Source organism: Pseudodesulfovibrio piezophilus C1TLV30, from assembly GCF_000341895.1.
Lineage (GTDB): Bacteria > Desulfobacterota > Desulfovibrionia > Desulfovibrionales > Desulfovibrionaceae > Pseudodesulfovibrio > Pseudodesulfovibrio piezophilus.
This window is the reverse complement of the sequence record NC_020409.1, coordinates 275,159-290,506: the sequence shown is the minus strand read 5'-3', so window position 1 is coordinate 290,506 and position 15,348 is coordinate 275,159. Positions and strand designations below refer to the sequence as shown.

15 protein-coding genes and 1 tRNA gene are annotated in these 15,348 nt (G+C 46.5%); 11 read left to right on the top strand and 5 right to left on the bottom strand.

What is annotated here, in order from left to right; all coding sequences use genetic code 11:
* Positions 1–148: 148 nt before the first annotated feature.
* A tRNA-Lys gene (locus BN4_RS01455) sits at positions 149–224 on the bottom strand.
* A 98-nt stretch (positions 225–322) separates the two neighbouring features.
* On the opposite strand from BN4_RS01455, the gene BN4_RS01450 reads away from it, so the two are divergent.
* Positions 323–2,140: a protein-disulfide reductase DsbD family protein gene (locus BN4_RS01450; RefSeq protein ID WP_015413574.1), complete on the top strand. Its 1,818-nt coding sequence runs from the start codon at positions 323–325 to the stop codon at positions 2,138–2,140.
* A gap of 21 nt (positions 2,141–2,161) precedes the next feature.
* Complete coding sequence (locus BN4_RS01445) at positions 2,162–3,352, top strand: iron-containing alcohol dehydrogenase (RefSeq protein WP_015413573.1); 1,191 nt, start codon at positions 2,162–2,164, stop codon at positions 3,350–3,352.
* A gap of 171 nt (positions 3,353–3,523) precedes the next feature.
* Here the strand turns inward: BN4_RS01445 and BN4_RS01440 are convergent, their stop codons facing one another.
* Positions 3,524–4,747 carry a M24 family metallopeptidase gene (locus BN4_RS01440; RefSeq protein ID WP_015413572.1) on the bottom strand — a complete coding sequence of 408 codons (1,224 nt, stop codon included), beginning with the start codon at positions 4,745–4,747 and terminating at the stop codon, positions 3,524–3,526.
* Between the two features lie 80 nt (positions 4,748–4,827).
* Here BN4_RS01440 and BN4_RS01435 point away from each other — a divergent pair, with 80 nt between their 5' ends.
* The 9 genes from BN4_RS01435 to BN4_RS01395 all read left to right on the top strand — a co-directional run bounded on the left by BN4_RS01435 (position 4,828) and on the right by BN4_RS01395 (position 13,628).
* Complete coding sequence (locus BN4_RS01435) at positions 4,828–5,247, top strand: CoA-binding protein (protein WP_015413571.1); 420 nt, start codon at positions 4,828–4,830, stop codon at positions 5,245–5,247.
* Positions 5,244–5,681 carry a YkgJ family cysteine cluster protein gene (locus tag BN4_RS01430; protein WP_041720079.1) on the top strand — a complete coding sequence of 146 codons (438 nt, stop codon included), beginning with the start codon at positions 5,244–5,246 and terminating at the stop codon, positions 5,679–5,681. The genes BN4_RS01435 and BN4_RS01430 overlap by 4 nt, the downstream gene beginning before the upstream one ends.
* 16 nt (positions 5,682–5,697) lie before the next feature.
* Positions 5,698–6,477, top strand: a complete 780-nt coding sequence (locus BN4_RS01425) for a J domain-containing protein (protein ID WP_015413570.1) — start codon at positions 5,698–5,700, stop codon at positions 6,475–6,477.
* Between the two features lie 311 nt (positions 6,478–6,788).
* On the top strand, positions 6,789–7,430 hold the full coding sequence (gene hisH, locus BN4_RS01420) for an imidazole glycerol phosphate synthase subunit HisH (protein WP_015413569.1): 642 nt from the start codon (positions 6,789–6,791) through the stop codon (positions 7,428–7,430).
* Positions 7,420–8,199, top strand: coding sequence for an imidazole glycerol phosphate synthase subunit HisF (hisF, locus tag BN4_RS01415; protein ID WP_015413568.1), 780 nt, complete (start codon positions 7,420–7,422; stop codon positions 8,197–8,199). The genes hisH and hisF overlap by 11 nt, the downstream gene beginning before the upstream one ends.
* Positions 8,200–8,655: 456 nt before the next feature.
* The gene (locus tag BN4_RS01410; RefSeq protein ID WP_015413567.1) at positions 8,656–9,438 is read left to right on the top strand and encodes a FadR/GntR family transcriptional regulator; all 783 of its coding nucleotides are present in this window, start codon (positions 8,656–8,658) and stop codon (positions 9,436–9,438) included.
* 18 nt (positions 9,439–9,456) lie between these two features.
* Complete coding sequence (gene betA / locus BN4_RS01405) at positions 9,457–11,094, top strand: choline dehydrogenase (RefSeq protein ID WP_015413566.1); 1,638 nt, start codon at positions 9,457–9,459, stop codon at positions 11,092–11,094.
* Positions 11,095–11,114: 20 nt separating this feature from the next.
* Positions 11,115–12,590 (top strand): betaine-aldehyde dehydrogenase, encoded by a 1,476-nt coding sequence (gene betB / locus BN4_RS01400; protein WP_015413565.1) that lies wholly within the window; start codon positions 11,115–11,117, stop codon positions 12,588–12,590.
* Between the two features lie 84 nt (positions 12,591–12,674).
* Positions 12,675–13,628 (top strand): ABC transporter substrate-binding protein, encoded by a 954-nt coding sequence (locus BN4_RS01395; RefSeq protein WP_015413564.1) that lies wholly within the window; start codon positions 12,675–12,677, stop codon positions 13,626–13,628.
* Positions 13,629–13,729: 101 nt separating this feature from the next.
* On the opposite strand, the gene BN4_RS01390 is transcribed toward BN4_RS01395, so the two are convergent.
* The 3 genes from BN4_RS01390 to BN4_RS01380 are packed head-to-tail and all read right to left on the bottom strand — an operon-like array spanning position 13,730 to position 15,348.
* Positions 13,730–14,299, bottom strand: a complete 570-nt coding sequence (locus BN4_RS01390) for a single-stranded DNA-binding protein (RefSeq protein WP_015413563.1) — start codon at positions 14,297–14,299, stop codon at positions 13,730–13,732.
* 44 nt (positions 14,300–14,343) lie between these two features.
* Positions 14,344–14,688 carry a hypothetical protein gene (locus BN4_RS01385; RefSeq protein ID WP_015413562.1) on the bottom strand — a complete coding sequence of 115 codons (345 nt, stop codon included), beginning with the start codon at positions 14,686–14,688 and terminating at the stop codon, positions 14,344–14,346.
* A 9-nt stretch (positions 14,689–14,697) separates the two neighbouring features.
* Complete coding sequence (locus BN4_RS01380) at positions 14,698–15,348, bottom strand: hypothetical protein (RefSeq protein ID WP_015413561.1); 651 nt, start codon at positions 15,346–15,348, stop codon at positions 14,698–14,700.

Below are 15,348 nucleotides of genomic sequence, written 5' to 3'. Positions count from 1 at the left end.
GAATAAAAGAGAATCCCTTTCTCCTTCAAGAGTATTAACCTTGTAGAATCAAGAGATAAACCAAAGCCATGACGATCACGCCAATCTTGCAATTAGACAAAGAAAAATCCCAACAAACAAGCGTTGTTGGGATTAATGAATTTCAGAGTGGTGGGTCACCAAGGAATCGAACCTTGAACCTCCGGATTAAGAGTCCGCTGCTCTGCCAATTGAGCTAGTGACCCACTCGGTGCCGTGCAGTGCTGCACGACGGAGAGAATTACTATTAGCCACAGTCAGATTTGTCAACAACAAATTTTCACTTTTTTTACATAGGGCTCAAATGAACCTAACCAATCAATTTACCAAACGGTTTATAGCCATCCTGATATGCATGACATGCAGCCCGGCCATGGCCCAATTACCGTCTTCCAAGGCTCCTTTGACGCTCCCGATCCAAGCATTCAGGACAGAATCAGGAGCAACAATACTGACTGTGAAAATTCAAATGGAGCACGAATGGTATACCTATGCGGATACCCCTGGCGGCATGGGCAAACCCACAAAATTTTCAGGGCAGACACTCCATGGAAAAACTCTCATCCCCTTCTACCCTGAAGGGATACAAAGTTCAGATGCTTTTGACCCATCGGTTACTGTCTATAAATATAAAAATGGCACGTTGCTTTTTGCCACGGCTCCACCGAAAAGCCAGTTCCCCTTCCAACTCCGCTTGGACCTTCTGCTATGCCACCCGACCAGATGTGTTCCAATTCGACGCGACATACAATTCGGAGAATCTCTCGACATCGACACATTACCCCAAGCTGAAGTACAAAATTGGTGGCCCCAATATCAGAAACTCTCGAATACAATAAAACAGCAGGAATCCCCTCTTTCTCCACAAGAAAAGGTACAGGAAAACAACGAGGTCACTCAATGGAATTTCTCTCCTCTTTATCTCCAACCCGGACTTGAGGTCACAGGAATCTTCTCTGCCATACTTATGGGGCTCTTAGCAGGCTTAATACTTAACATTATGCCCTGCGTCCTGCCCGTGGTAAGTCTCAAACTCTCTGCACTCCTCAACTCAAGCTCACTGGGAAATGAGGAATCCCGCATCGCAGCATTTCGAGAGCATAATATTTTCTTCGCGCTTGGGGTTCTGACTTTTTTTATCTTTCTAGCCATAGTACTTGGAGCAACAGGCCAGGCATGGGGTGCGCTCTTTCAACACCAATGGCTCGTTCTCGGCGTGGCAGGGATAATTTTTGCCCTTTCGCTCAGCCTTTTTGGACTGTTCCATCTTCCTGTCATTGATCTTAAATTCGGCTCAAAAAGCAAAAATCCCAAAGTTCAGGCCTTTTTTACCGGAAACCTCACAACACTTCTTGCGACACCGTGTAGTGGCCCCTTTTTAGGCGGAGTCTTGAGCTGGGCGCTTGTACAAGGCCCAATCATCCTTATGACTGTCTTTGTCTTCATTGGCATTGGCATGGCTTCTCCATACATGCTCATGGTCATTAATCCTAAGCTTTCCCGTTTTTTACCAAAGTCAGGGCCATGGATAGAGTTTGTTGAAAAGGGAATCGCTTTTTTTCTTGTCGGAACAGCCTGTTATTTGCTCGCAATAGCGCTTGGAGGCAACTCGCTTCGCATCCTTGGACCACTATGGGCGTTGGTTCTTAGCGGATGGCTATGGGTTCGCACGAGACCAAGCCGGACTCTTTGGAAATGGGGGATACGCATCATATGCGCAGTTCTCGTTATTGGAATAATTCAGTGGACAACCCCCTCAAAAGTCGATGACGAGATATGGGAAACATTCACTACACCCCAATTCCAAACTCTATTAGGCAAGAAAAAGCTTTTCCTGGATTTCACGGCAGATTGGTGCCCTACCTGCAAGGTGCTTGAAGGGACAGTCCTCACTCCTGAAAATATCACTCGTTGGAAGAAAAAGTACAACGTGGTCTTTGTAAAAGTGGATATGACGGACCAAAACCTGGAGAATGAGGGGCTTCTTAAAGCCCTCGGCTCCATGTCCATTCCGACTGCGGCTCTTTTCCCTACTGGCTCAAAGAGTCAAAATCCATTGGTTCTGAGAGATCTTTTCACTCAATCTCAACTTGAAAACATATTGGAATCGTGGGAAAAGTAGCGCTCAACATAAGGAGAAACAATGCTTAATTTTCAATATTTCATGCCCACCAGAGTCATTTTCGGACCGGAAACCCTGAACCAGTTGGGCGACAGTCCACATCTTCCACGAGGCAAAAAAGCAATGATCGTGGTTGGAGAATCCGGTATCATGATTAAACTTGGATACCTTGCCCGTGTTCAAAGCCTTTTATCAAAGCAGGACGTACAAAGCATTGTTTTTGATAAAATCATGCCAAACCCCGAATCTGATATGATTGATGAGGCCGCTGCCATTTGCCGTGAAAATGACATTGATTTCATCATTGGTCTCGGCGGAGGGTCTACGATCGACTCAGCCAAGGCTATTGCTCTCATGGCGACCAATACGGGAAAATATTGGGACTACATGCAGTCCGGCACAGGAGGCGGTGAAGAACCCCAAAGCAATGCATTACCTATTGTAGCCATCCCGACGACAGCCGGAACTGGTACGGAGGCCGATCCGTGGACAGTGATAACAAAATCAGGTTCAGCTGAAAAAATCGGCTGGGGCAACGACTCAACTTTCCCAACATTATCCATCGTCGATCCAGCGCTCATGATTTCTGTCCCTCCGCGGCAAACGGCTTACACAGGAATGGACGCTTTCTTCCACGCAGTGGAGGCATACCTTGCGACATGCCGTCAACCCGCAAGTGACATGCTTGCCTTGGAAGCTGTTCACCTTATTGCCCACACCCTTCCGGAAGCGGTCGCAAACGGAGAGAATCTTGAGGCGCGTACCGTCATGGCTTGGGCAAGTTCAGCTGCCGGGTTATGTGAATCCTACTCGTCCTGCATTTCCCAACACTCTCTGGAACATGCCCTCTCGGCTTTCCACCCCGATCTCCCCCACGGAGCCGGTCTCGTACTGATATCCAAGGCCTACTTTGGCTTTCTCGCATCTCGTGGAGAAGAACGACTTGGAGACCTTGCATTGGCCATGGGTGACACTCTCCAGGAAAACCTGGAAGAGGATATACCTGGTGTGGCATTCTTAGATGCACTGGACAAATTGATTGAAGAAATCGGACTTGGGGACGAGAAGTTGTCCGATTATGGTGTCACCCGAGAAGAAATCCCTATGCTGGCAGAAAATGCTTTGACAACCATGGGAGCTCTTTTCGATATAACGCCAGTCACAATGTCTCAAGAGGATGTCATCGCGATCTTCGAGGCGGCTTACCAATAGATAAAAGGGGCGCACGGTTAAACCGTACGCCCCTCTTTCAGTGGCTCGTAATAAAAAATCCTCTTCGACAAAAAACTTTATTTTTTAGATCCACACAATCGAACCAGACCTCTCCCCTCTTCCTCTATTCCATGATGAAAGAAACAGCGAATAACCACTAAGGGAGTGTCTCTAAAAGACCGGCACCATTTCATAAGAATCCCCTGAAATACTCCGAGCACCATCTGAAGTAATTTCAAAAGTATTTTCAACCCCCACCATGGCAACTCCCTGAATTCCTTGCTTGGGCTCAATAGCAATCACCATGCCTTTCTGAAGCGGCATATCAAACCCTTTGGCTATTGGTGGGAATTCATCAATGGTCAATCCTATCCCATGTCCGATAAATGGGACCTTGTTCTCATCCAGCCCCATGAACCCTTCACCGAAACCTCTCTTATCCGCCTGATCAATGCAATAAGCATAAAGCTCACTCGGTGTAACCCCGGGCTTGGCATGTGTGCAAACCCAATTCTGCATTTCGATACAAAATTCATGAGCCTTACCAATCTCACTAGGAATTGAATCTTGAGGACCAGCAAAGTACGCTTGAGTTTTATCTGTATGGTAGCCTTCAAGCTGAAAACCAATATCCAACATGAGCGGCTCCCCCTTTTCCCAAACTTTGTAAGCACTTCCCATCAGAGCCGAGCCAGGGTGCTCTCCTCGCAGCCCCAAAGGCCCATTGAACGCGCTGGGATAATTCCCGGAGTCACCGGCAGAGACATGCCCAAGGAAGCATTCCTCCCCGTGAGCCTGCATCCGTAAAACCCCCATATGTCCTTTAGAAAAGAAAACCTGCCACGCCAAATGGGATATTTCGCGTTCAGTCATCCCTGGATGGATCAATCCGGGCAGGATGTTGTAGAGACACTCATGATGCAACGCTCCACAACGCCGAAGGATTTCAAGTTCAAATTCTGATTTCACCATCTTGGCCAGAGCCACGGCCTGATCTCCTGGAATGAGTGTATGCTCTTTCAGTTTGGCTGAGAGCATATTTCCCAGTTGCCAGTTTAACCCTGCCATAACAACGGCCATACTTTTGGTGAATGGACTTCCTGCGTCGGCACAAAGCGAAGAAAGCTGGGAATAGGACTTGAACGGTAATATATGTTTGAGGCTCGATTCTAAACGCCCTCTTGCAACACCTTTCCTTAACAGGAGAACAGGGGTACCTGTTAAGGGAAGCCAAAGAACGCCCTGACCGAAAGTTCCAGTCAGATAATAAATATTGAGCCTTGAAAAGACGAGAATCCCTCCGGCATCAGGAGCGACTGTTTGCAGATGTAAACGAACTGCTTGATGACGACGGTCAAGCTCTGCAGCCGGAATATGATTTGTTGCATCAAACATGGTATGACTCCCTGGATATAACAACTAGGCAATGGAGTTGGATTACTGTAAAAGGATCTTCTCCCAAACAAGGAAAAGAAATGCAGTACAGTGATAAAGAGCTAATAGCCCTGCTCAATAAGGTCAAGACCATTGCCATAGTGGGTGCAGTTGATAAACCCAACCGACCAGTAAATGGGGTCGCTCGTGAAATGATTGCGATGGGATATAATATTATACCGGTCCACCCCAACCGAAAAGATGTGTGGGGACTCAAGACGTACAAATCAATCAAAGAGATACCTATTCCTGTTGATATTATTGATGTCTTTCGCCATGCCGACGCCTGTCCTCTGCATGCTCAGGAGGCGCTTGAGATGTCCCCCTCCCCTGGATGCTTTTGGATGCAGTCTGGTATATCCAGTTCCGAGGCTCGTGATATCTTGCATAAAAGCGGCATCACTGTGGTTGAAAACCGATGTCTTAAAGTTGAATTGCGACGCCTGGGAATGAGACAATGAAAAAACCTGCTTTTGAATGCAAAATGTGTGGCCACTGCTGTCATGGTGAGGGTGGAATTGTGCTGACTGAGAAAGATCGCATCCGCCTTGCTGCGCACCTAAATATCGATGTGGAAGAACTTATTGCTCGATACAGTGAGAAACGAGGAGGAAAACTCCACTTGATCACAGGGAATGACGGGTACTGTTTCTTCTTCAAGGAAGGTTGCGGAGTCCATCCGGGAAGACCCGATATTTGTCGAGCTTGGCCTTATTTTCGAGGTAATCTCATAGATGCTTCAAGCTGGGAAATGATCCAGGAATATTGCCCTGGAGTAAATCCAAAATCAGGACATGATGAATTCGTTCGCCAAGGAAAACAGTATTTGCGAGATGAAGAGCTTTTGCGGTATGATCCTGATTGCTCTCCCAATGCTTTGATTTCTGACGATTAATTATGAGGCTTTGTCCATGACACTTCAGGAATGTTATCGAATACTCAACATCAAATCCGGGGCTGGATTAGATGAAGTCAAATCCGCCTTTCGAAAATTGGCCTTCAAATATCATCCCGATCTCAACTCAACCCCTGGCGCGAGTATAAAATTTCGGGAAATAAATGAAGCATATGTTATAGCCAAGGGGCTACTGGAAAAGCAGCACCAAAATAAAACGAAAAATCGAAAAACTTCACATAAAGCTCAAAAAACACAGGCGGAAGGAGCCAAAGAATACGCACAGCAGCAAAAGCAGACACCCCCCAAGGCTGAACCAAGAACAGAATCAACCCGCTCAAAACACCAGAAATTTTACTACAAGGAAGAAGAGGTTCTTAAGACAATACTCAATGACCCCTTCGCGAAGAAAGTCTTTGAGGATATTTATAGTCAAATCAGAACAAAACAGCCGGGTTACAAGGGACCACTGGAGCTCAAAAAAAGGAAACTCCAACTCCATTGGGGAGATCGTACTCTCAACCTTGATTTTACCAAAGGAGTTTCTGGCTCCATCAAATCATGGCTCAAGCACCAGATGGACCATGAACAAACGGTCCACTTTTCAGCCACACATCTCATGCCTGGACGAAAGGTTCGCATCTCTGTGGAACAAAAATTTACAGAGGGGCCTAAGACGATTGAAGTCACACTCCCTGAAGATTTTGTCGTCGGCAGACCCATTCGTCTCAAGGGGCTTGGCAGAAAGCTTGGCCCACTCACAGGTGATCTTCTCTTACGCATCCTGGCAAAATAAGCCCTCGCTTCTTTCTTTTTTTCCCTGATTCCTTTTCGCATGCATTAGTGAAAGGAAGTCGGTGCCAGCTTCCTCCTTATCCAAAGACACCACAGCATCGCCGATGTTTCCAATTACACCAATCCAAAACAGCCCTCAACAAGCCTCACAGAACAGACAAGGTTCTGCTCCAAACAAAATCATGAGTCCTCAGACCTCTCCCTGACAAAAGACACCGTTTGATAAACAAATCTGAAAATCGAAAAAACCCTTGTTTTCCGAACTTTTTTTTACTAGGTGGTCATATGAAGACAAATTTATCGGAGGGACACATGCTCGCCATTTTTGACTACAAAGCGGGAAATCAAACTAGCGTACATCGAGCTCTTCAGAGCCTTGGTATCCCGAATAAGATCACTAACGACCCCGACGAATTGAATGATGCCAGCGGGATCATATTTCCTGGTGTCGGTGCAGCCGGGCAAGCCATGGAAGAATTGCACTCAGCGGGCCTGGATGAAGTTATCAAGAGCTTGATCTGGCAAAAAAAACCGGTGCTTGGCATCTGTGTCGGTTGCCAGATACTTTTGGATTACAGTGAAGAAAATAATACAAAAGCACTTGAAATCATCCCCGGCGAATGCCGCCTTTTCAATCCATCTTGGGTAGATTATGAAAATATTCCAATCCGCGTCCCCCATATGGGATGGAACCAAGTCGAGCTACAACAGGAATGCGACCTTTTTGCAGGGATAGATCCTGACGCAGATTTTTACTTTGTGCACAGTTATTTCCCTGCCCCTGCCAAAGAATATGTAATCGCGACAACCCGATACGGAATCGACTTCTGCTCCGTTCACGGCCGGGAAGGATTGTGGGCAGTCCAGTTCCATCCGGAAAAAAGTGGGCGCCCCGGTTTGAAATTTCTCAAAAACTTCTACAATTATTGTCAGGAGGCCGCCGATGCTGAGTAAACGAGTCATTCCCTGTCTCGACGTTCGAAACGGACGGCTAACCAAAGGTATTAAATTTGAGGGCAATGTCGACATTGGCGATCCTGTTGAGACAGCCAAAAAATATTACGAGGAAGGCGCCGACGAAATTGTCTTTTATGATATCACAGCCTCCCATGAGGCCCGTGGAATTTTCCTGGATGTCGTGGAAAAAGTCGCCTCTCAGATTTTCATCCCATTTTCTGTAGGTGGAGGTATAAATACTGTCGATGATATGCGTGATGTACTTCTCGCCGGTGCTGAAAAGGTCTCAGTCAATTCTGGAGCAGTCAAGAATCCAGACATCATCAGCGAAGGAGCTGCTCGATTTGGCGCACAATGCGTTGTCTTGGGCATGGACGTCAAACGAGTAGATGTGTCAGACGAGATTCCATCCGGCTTTGAGATAGTTATCCACGGTGGACGGAAATACATGGGACTTGATGCCGTCGAATGGGCCAAAACAGGAGAGGCTCTCGGTGCTGGTGAGATTTGCCTCAACTCCATTGACGCTGACGGTGTAAAAACTGGCTATGACATTGAATTAACAAGAATTATTTCCGAAGCTGTGACCATTCCCGTTATTGCTTCCGGAGGGGCTGGTAGTCCCCAACACATGGTTGAAGCTGTGACAAAAGGACGCGCCTCTGCCGCACTGATTGCCTCAATTGTCCACTACGGGGATTATACAATCCCTCAACTCAAGCAATACATGAAAGACGAGGGGGTCCAGATACGTTCTATCTGGTAACCATTTTATCTTCTTCCATCCAACAAAAAAAGGCCGCAGTGATTTTAACTGCGGTCTTTTTTTTCTTTACCGCTCATCTCACCCCATCACATAAATTTATATTTTCTTACAGAGACTTGGGTTTATCAAAAGAGTATTCACACCCCCTCTGTAGAAGCCCACTTTTTTGGTCGTACCATTCTTTTCAATTCCTGGGCTCAACCTATTAACACGAAACAGAGAGTACATGTTGCCTCTTCCCCAAAGTCTGTTCACATCCTCCGTACAATTCTCATAACACTTCGTCATTGAAATACTTTTCACATAATAACCCTTATATTTCTTTTTTCGGAAAGAATATAAGGACGTGCCCCCTTGACCTTTTTTAATCCTTTCCATAGAATGGTACTACCAAAGACGGGGAAAATTACGTTTATATCTCATAAATGCCGAAAAAACATCCTTTAGGTAGCACCATTGAATCCAGAAAATAAAAAGAGTTCTCTTTTCCTTCCTGTCCAGGCTGGAAGAGCCAGTGAAGAAATAGCATTGCAAATTGAAGCTGCAATCATGGATGGCCGACTTGCTCCAGGCGAACGATTACCCAGCGAAAGAGGCATGCAATCACAATTTGGCACTGGACGCGGCGTTGTGCGCGAAGCGCTCAAAATCCTGAAACAAAAAGGGCTTCTTGAAGTGAAAAAAGGCGCTAAAGGTGGAGCGTATGTTCGCCAGCTTGATGTGAGCAATGTTTCTGAATCTTTGGCTCTTTTCTTAAAACAACACCCTATTGCTCCTGAAAAAGTCATTGAGTTTCGTGAGTCTCTCGACAGAACAATCACCCAAATGGCCATGGCCCAAGCGACGCAAGCAGAAAAAGAAGCACTCCTAACAAAGGCTCTGCAGTTGAAAGACATGCTCACTGAGCCAACTCCAGACCTCATAACGAGTGGAGAATTAGACAGGCAGTTAAATATCACGTTGGCTCAAATGGCCCAGAATCCCCTTTTTGAATGGGTCATGAACGCCATTCAAATGGGATTTAGCTCCTACGACTACGCTTTATATGAAAACCCTATCTTCCGAAAAAAAGCCGCCACGAATTGGTGTGACACAGCCAACGCCATTGTTCAGGGAGAACTGATGCGGGCCTTGTCGTTTATTGGACATCACTATGTTCTATTGCGGCAATGTGTTGAGCATAAGACACCCTCCATTCAAGAATCGGATGCAGCCTTCCTTCTAGAAAACGACAAATAGCAATTAAAGAGAAAAAACATGAAGCAGTATGATTACATTATCGTCGGTGGTGGATCCGCAGGTTCAGTCTTGGCAAACCGTTTGAGTGCCAACCCTGAAAATAAAGTTCTTGTGCTTGAGGCTGGATATCCAGACTTCAAATTGGATTTCAGAATTCATATGCCCGCTGCCCTTACCTATCCCCTTGCAGGGAAAACCTACAATTGGTGGTATGAATCCGAACCGGAACCCTACATGAATAATCGACGCATCTATCAGCCAAGAGGCAAGGTGCTTGGTGGCTCCAGTAGTGTCAACGGAATGATCTACATCCGAGGAAATGCCCTGGACTATGAAAAATGGGCTCAGGAAGATGGGCTTGAGAACTGGTCATACTCCCACTGCCTTCCGTATTTCAAGCGTTTCGAATGCCACACATCCGGTGCTGATGAATATCAAGGAGCTGTTGGTCCTCTCTACTTAACAACACCAGAAAATGATAATCCTCTGTTTGGAGCCTTTTTCGATGCGGTTCAGCAAGCGGGGTATCCTCTGACTAAAGATGTTAACGGATACCAACAGGAAGGATTCGGCAAATTTGATCGCAACACGTTTCAAGGTCGTCGGTGGAATGCCGCTCGCGCCTACATTCACCCAGTAAAAAAACGTCGAAACCTGACTGTCAAATGCAAAGCTCTGACAACGCGTATTCTTTTTGAAGGAAAGCGCGCAGTTGGCGTGGAATATACCCGAGGCAAAAAAACATTCAAAGCCTACGCTGGTGAAATAATAAGCTGCGGTGGAGCTATCAACTCTCCTCAATTACTGCAACTTTCCGGAATTGGAAACGGAGAAGAACTTTCTTCTCTCGGAATTGATGTTGTTCAGAATCTTCCGGGTGTCGGCGAAAATCTTCAGGATCACCTTGAACTCTATGTTCAATATGCTTGTAAAAAACCTGTCAGCATGTATCCCGCTCTCAAATGGTACAACCAGCCTCTCATCGGACTCAAGTGGCTGTTGGCTGGCAAAGGAGAAGCTGCAACGAATCATTTCGAAGCCGGTGGATTTATCCGAGGCAACGAGAATGTGAAATATCCCAACCTCCAGTACCATTTTCTCCCTATCGCCATTCGTTACGATGGCTCTGCCCCAAATACCGGACATGGATATCAAGTCCATGTGGGCCCAATGAATACGGATATTCGAGGTCATGTAAAAATCAAATCCTCCGATCCGGCGCAATATCCCAGTATCCTGTTCAACTATCTCTCCACGGAACAAGAACGCCGTGAATGGGTTGAAGCAATCAGAAAAACACGTGAAATAATGACTCAACCAGCCTTTGATGAATTCCGAGGTGAAGAATTGGCACCTGGAAAACAAGCACAAACCGATGAAGAGATTCTCGACTTTGTCGCAAATGAAGGAGAATCCGCTTACCATCCAAGTTGTACCTGCGCTATGGGTACCCATGATATGGCTGTTACGGATTCTCAACTGCGGGTCCATGGCGTTGAAGGACTCCGTGTTGTTGATGCCTCAGTCATGCCATATGTGACAAATGGTAATATTTACGCACCAGTTATGATGATTGCAGAAAAAGCTGCAGACATAATCCTTGGCAATACCCCACTTGCCCCGGAGAATCTCCCCTTTTATAAACACGAACAATAAAAAGTAATGAGAGGACACCGATGACACGCAGCAAGCTCTATATCGACGGTCAATGGGTTGAAGCCAAATCAGGCAAGAAACGCGATATAATCAATCCTTACGACGCATCGGTTATAACCACAGTTGCCGAAGGCGGACGAGAGGATGCCATTGCGGCTATCAAAGCGGCTAGAAACGCGTTCGACAATGGAGGCTGGCCACAGACTCCGGCAACGGAACGAGCGCGGCTTCTCTTTAAATTGGCAGATCTTATCGAACGCGATCAAGAAGAATTGGCACGACTTGAAAGTCTCGATACAGGCAAGACGCTTGAAGAAAGCCGGTGGGATATGGCCGACATAGCAGGCATCTTTCGCTACTTTGCCGGATTAGCAGATAAAGATGCCGGAGAAGTCATAGCCTCTCCGAACCCATCATCATCCAGTACTCTCGTTCGTGAGCCTGTTGGTGTTTGTGGACAGATATCACCGTGGAACTATCCCCTCCTCCAGGCTTCCTGGAAAATGGCCCCGGCGCTTGCTGCAGGATGTACCATTGTCATGAAACCAAGCGAGATCACCCCCTTGACCACGCTCAAAGTGACAGAGCTTGCCGAAGAAGTGGGCTTTCCCAGGGGAGTAGTCAATACCGTCCTTGGAATCGGCTCGGAAGTTGGGGCTGAATTGGCGGAGAACACGGATGTTGACCTTGTGTCATTCACAGGGGGGATATCGACCGGCAAGACGATAATGCGCGCAGCAGCCGAAAACGTTAAAAAGGTTGCCCTTGAGTTGGGAGGGAAAAATCCCAATATCATCTTTGATGATGCGGATTTTGATCTGGCCGTTGACTATGCCCTCAATGGAGTCTTTTTCCATGCCGGCCAAATATGCTCAGCCGGAGCACGAATTATGGTGCAGGACGGTATCCACGACAAGTTTGTGGAAGCGCTGAAATGTCGCATGGAAAAAATCGTCATAGGGAATGGATTTGATGACAAGACTCAAATGGGGCCGCTCATTTCCGCCCAGCATCTGAAAAAAGTTCAACGCTATATGGATATAGCACAAGATGATGGAGCCAAGCTGATTTTAGGAGGCACAACTCCAACAGATCCAACTTTGAAGGATGGATTTTTCTTCATGCCGACGCTTTTTGTAGACTGCACGAATGACATGAAAATCGTACAGGAGGAAGTCTTTGGGCCAGTTATCACTGTCGAACGATTCTCCACTGAAGAAGAGGTTGTAAAACGAGCTAACAGCACCATCTACGGACTTTCAGCAGGCTTTTGGACCAAAGACCCTGATCGAATTAAAAGAGTCTCTTCAGCCCTTCGGTTCGGCACGATCTGGGCCAATGACTTCAACGTCTACTTTGTTCAAGCACCCTGGGGCGGTTATAAACAATCCGGCCTCGGTCGAGAGCTGGGAAAAGCTGGCCTCGAAGAGTATACCGAGGTTAAACACATCTACCAGAATCACGCAACAGAGGCCTTTAACTGGTTTGGCGTATAAAGTGTGAACACAACGCACCTCCCGTGCGTGAGGCTGGAGGAATATCCGCTTCCTCCAACCTATAATCTTAACTGAGGAGGTTTGATGTCTTCTGGCCTGAGGCGATACATACTCGTCTTTTTCATATTACTGACCCTTTTGTGCTCTTCTTTTACCGCATTTGCTGCTGACAAAATCACAATTGCCAGTGTCTCATGGACAGGTGTCACTATCAAATCCGAGTTGGCTGTTTCAGTTCTTGAAGGACTGGGGTATAAAGCTGAAAATAAAGTCTTTTCAGTTCCCATAGCTTACTCGGCTCTTTCTACAGGCGATGCAGACGTCTTCTTCGGCAACTGGATGCCCTCAATGGCCAACATAGCTAATAAGTTCTTCGCTGGCGGCAAGGTCATCAAATACGTCGCCAATATGCCCAATGCAAAATATACCTTAGCAACCCCAACCTTCTGCGCTGAAGAAGGCCTCAAGGATTTTACGGATATCGTCAAATTTGGAGACCAACTGGACTGGAAGATATATGGAATCGAACCAGGCAATGATGGAAACATGATCATCCAGAAGATGATTGATAACAATATGTTTGGCCTTGGTAAGTTTGAGTTAGTCGCATCCAGTGAAGTTGCTATGCTCGCCCAAGTTCAAGCATACGCTCAAAATCATAAGGCAATCGTCTTTCTCGGTTGGGCTCCTCATAGCATGAACGAGCGCATCGACATGACTTATCTTACAGGAAGTACAGCGCAAACATTTGGCGAAAACGACGGCACTGCAACGGTTTGGACAAATCTTCGGAAGGGATTTAAGGAAGAGAATCCAAATGTTGCACGTCTTTTCAAGAATATGCTCTTCCCTGTCACCATGATGAACCAAATAATGACTTCCGTTCATGTTTCAAAAGGTCTTGGTCTTCATCAAGCCGGACTCAAATGGCTTAAAGAACACCCCGCCACGTATGAAAAATGGCTTACTGGAGTCACTACCTCAGACGGCAGTCTAGCTATTCCGGCACTGAGAGCGTATTTGGAATCAAAAATCTAACTTTACACAAAAAGAAGAGAGTGGCGTGCCACTCTCTTCTTTTTGTGTAGATCTCTTTATCACTCGAGTTCAATCATGCAATATCATGAAAATCTTCTCTTCTAGAACGGGACATCATCCATACCACTTGCTTCTGACGGAAAGGCCGGACCAAGATCTTCTTCAGCCTGCTGAGGCTGCCCCTGATTTGGATTCTGCTGCTGATACTGGGTATTCTGCTGCTGGTAGCTTTGTTGTTGGGCTTGGGGAGCCTGCTGGCCTTGCTGCTGATAATTATTCTGTTGTTGGTAACCACCTTGATGCCCACCCTGAGCAGCCTGTTGCCCATCAGGAGCACGATCAAGCCCCTGAACGTTATCGGCAACAATCTCTGTCATATACCGATCCTGACCTGTATTTTGATCTTGCCATTTACGGGTTTGCAACTTGCCTTCAACCATGATCAAACGCCCTTTAGTCAAATAATTACCACAAAATTCTGCGGTTTGACGCCAGGCAACGACGTTGTGCCATTCGGTACGTTCAACTTTCTGACCGGTCTGCCTGTCGCGGTATCCTTCATCGGTAGCGACTGAGAATTTGGCCCGAGCCTGTCCATTCGGGGTGTAGGACAGTTCAGGGTCACGCCCAAGTCTGCCAATGAGGATCACTTTATTCATGCTACCAGCCATATCAACTCCTTACGTTGCTTTCATTCTTTCCGCTAAAATCATTATCAAAATTTTGCCGCGATATAATCCAACTCACCCAAACAATCTTCCAGATCATATGTCAATCCATCTGCTAGCTTGGGGTCTCTCGCAGCTAAGGCCTTTTCTATTTTGAGGCGTATATCTTCAGCTTCATCTGCTTTATCGCGTAATGAGGTTGCTTGCTCAGATGGAAGAAGCCCGGCCCGCACAGCATCATAGAGAGCTTGTGCCAAGTCAAGAACTCCCTTCTTGGGGACGGCATCACCACCCTCTTCCCACACAAGTTTCCACAAGGCTGGCCATGTATTGCGCACTTCATCTTCACTGAATGTCCATGCAGAAACCCGAACCTGAAGCAACTTGCCCATCTTCGCCTCCTAAGCCATTTCTTCCCATTCGCTCTGAATACGAGCAACAACATCCTGAATAACCGTCAACTGATCTTCCGGACAGATGCCAATAAGAGGCTCCCCCTCATCAACATTGTCACCACGCCCAAAATAGACTGAATAAATAATCCCCTCCGGACCAGAATACACCAATGGAGTTTCTCTTTTCATCCGGGAAACAATCATCAGTTCCATACCTTCAACAACCTTTACCGAACGTTTTCCAGAGACTTTGAGCTTCTGGTCAACCTCAGGAACAAAGTAATACTTTGCACGCTCCGGTGCACGGAAAAGATAGAGAGCTTCCTGCAAGATCAGTTCAATAACTTCTTTGCGAGTAAGATAATGTTTAAGAGTAACAAGCGGTTCACCTGCTTCTACGAACTGCCCCTCAAGTTCGGTTCTGACTGATTCTATTTCGCCCTTTTCAGGTGCCTGGATTATCTTTTTATTCTTTTCCCGTGTCAGATGAGCCAAGAGCGTTCCGGGTTTCTCATTGAAATCACCACTTCTCCCACGAACCGTGTCTCCTTTCTTTAAATCAGCGAATTCGACAACACCGGTATGTGGAGCTGGAATGACTATCTCCCGATATGGAGAAGCTTTAACTTTATCAAGTAATTCTTTAATATTAAGCAC

Excerpts from the sequence above, each read along its gene's own strand:
- BN4_RS01425 (WP_015413570.1), top strand. The coding sequence starts at position 5,698 with ATGACACTTCAGGAATGTTATCGAATACTCAACATCAAATCCGGGGCT.
- BN4_RS01450 (WP_015413574.1), top strand. The coding sequence starts at position 323 with ATGAACCTAACCAATCAATTTACCAAACGGTTTATAGCCATCCTGATA.
- BN4_RS01430 (WP_041720079.1), top strand. The coding sequence starts at position 5,244 with ATGAAAAAACCTGCTTTTGAATGCAAAATGTGTGGCCACTGCTGTCAT.
- BN4_RS01395 (WP_015413564.1), top strand. The coding sequence starts at position 12,675 with ATGTCTTCTGGCCTGAGGCGATACATACTCGTCTTTTTCATATTACTG.
- BN4_RS01385 (WP_015413562.1), bottom strand. The coding sequence starts at position 14,688 with ATGGGCAAGTTGCTTCAGGTTCGGGTTTCTGCATGGACATTCAGTGAA.
- BN4_RS01390 (WP_015413563.1), bottom strand. The coding sequence starts at position 14,299 with ATGGCTGGTAGCATGAATAAAGTGATCCTCATTGGCAGACTTGGGCGT.
- hisF (WP_015413568.1), top strand. The coding sequence starts at position 7,420 with ATGCTGAGTAAACGAGTCATTCCCTGTCTCGACGTTCGAAACGGACGG.
- BN4_RS01435 (WP_015413571.1), top strand. The coding sequence starts at position 4,828 with ATGCAGTACAGTGATAAAGAGCTAATAGCCCTGCTCAATAAGGTCAAG.
- BN4_RS01440 (WP_015413572.1), bottom strand. The coding sequence starts at position 4,747 with ATGTTTGATGCAACAAATCATATTCCGGCTGCAGAGCTTGACCGTCGT.
- betA (WP_015413566.1), top strand. The coding sequence starts at position 9,457 with ATGAAGCAGTATGATTACATTATCGTCGGTGGTGGATCCGCAGGTTCA.
- BN4_RS01445 (WP_015413573.1), top strand. The coding sequence starts at position 2,162 with ATGCTTAATTTTCAATATTTCATGCCCACCAGAGTCATTTTCGGACCG.
- hisH (WP_015413569.1), top strand. The coding sequence starts at position 6,789 with ATGCTCGCCATTTTTGACTACAAAGCGGGAAATCAAACTAGCGTACAT.
- betB (WP_015413565.1), top strand. The coding sequence starts at position 11,115 with ATGACACGCAGCAAGCTCTATATCGACGGTCAATGGGTTGAAGCCAAA.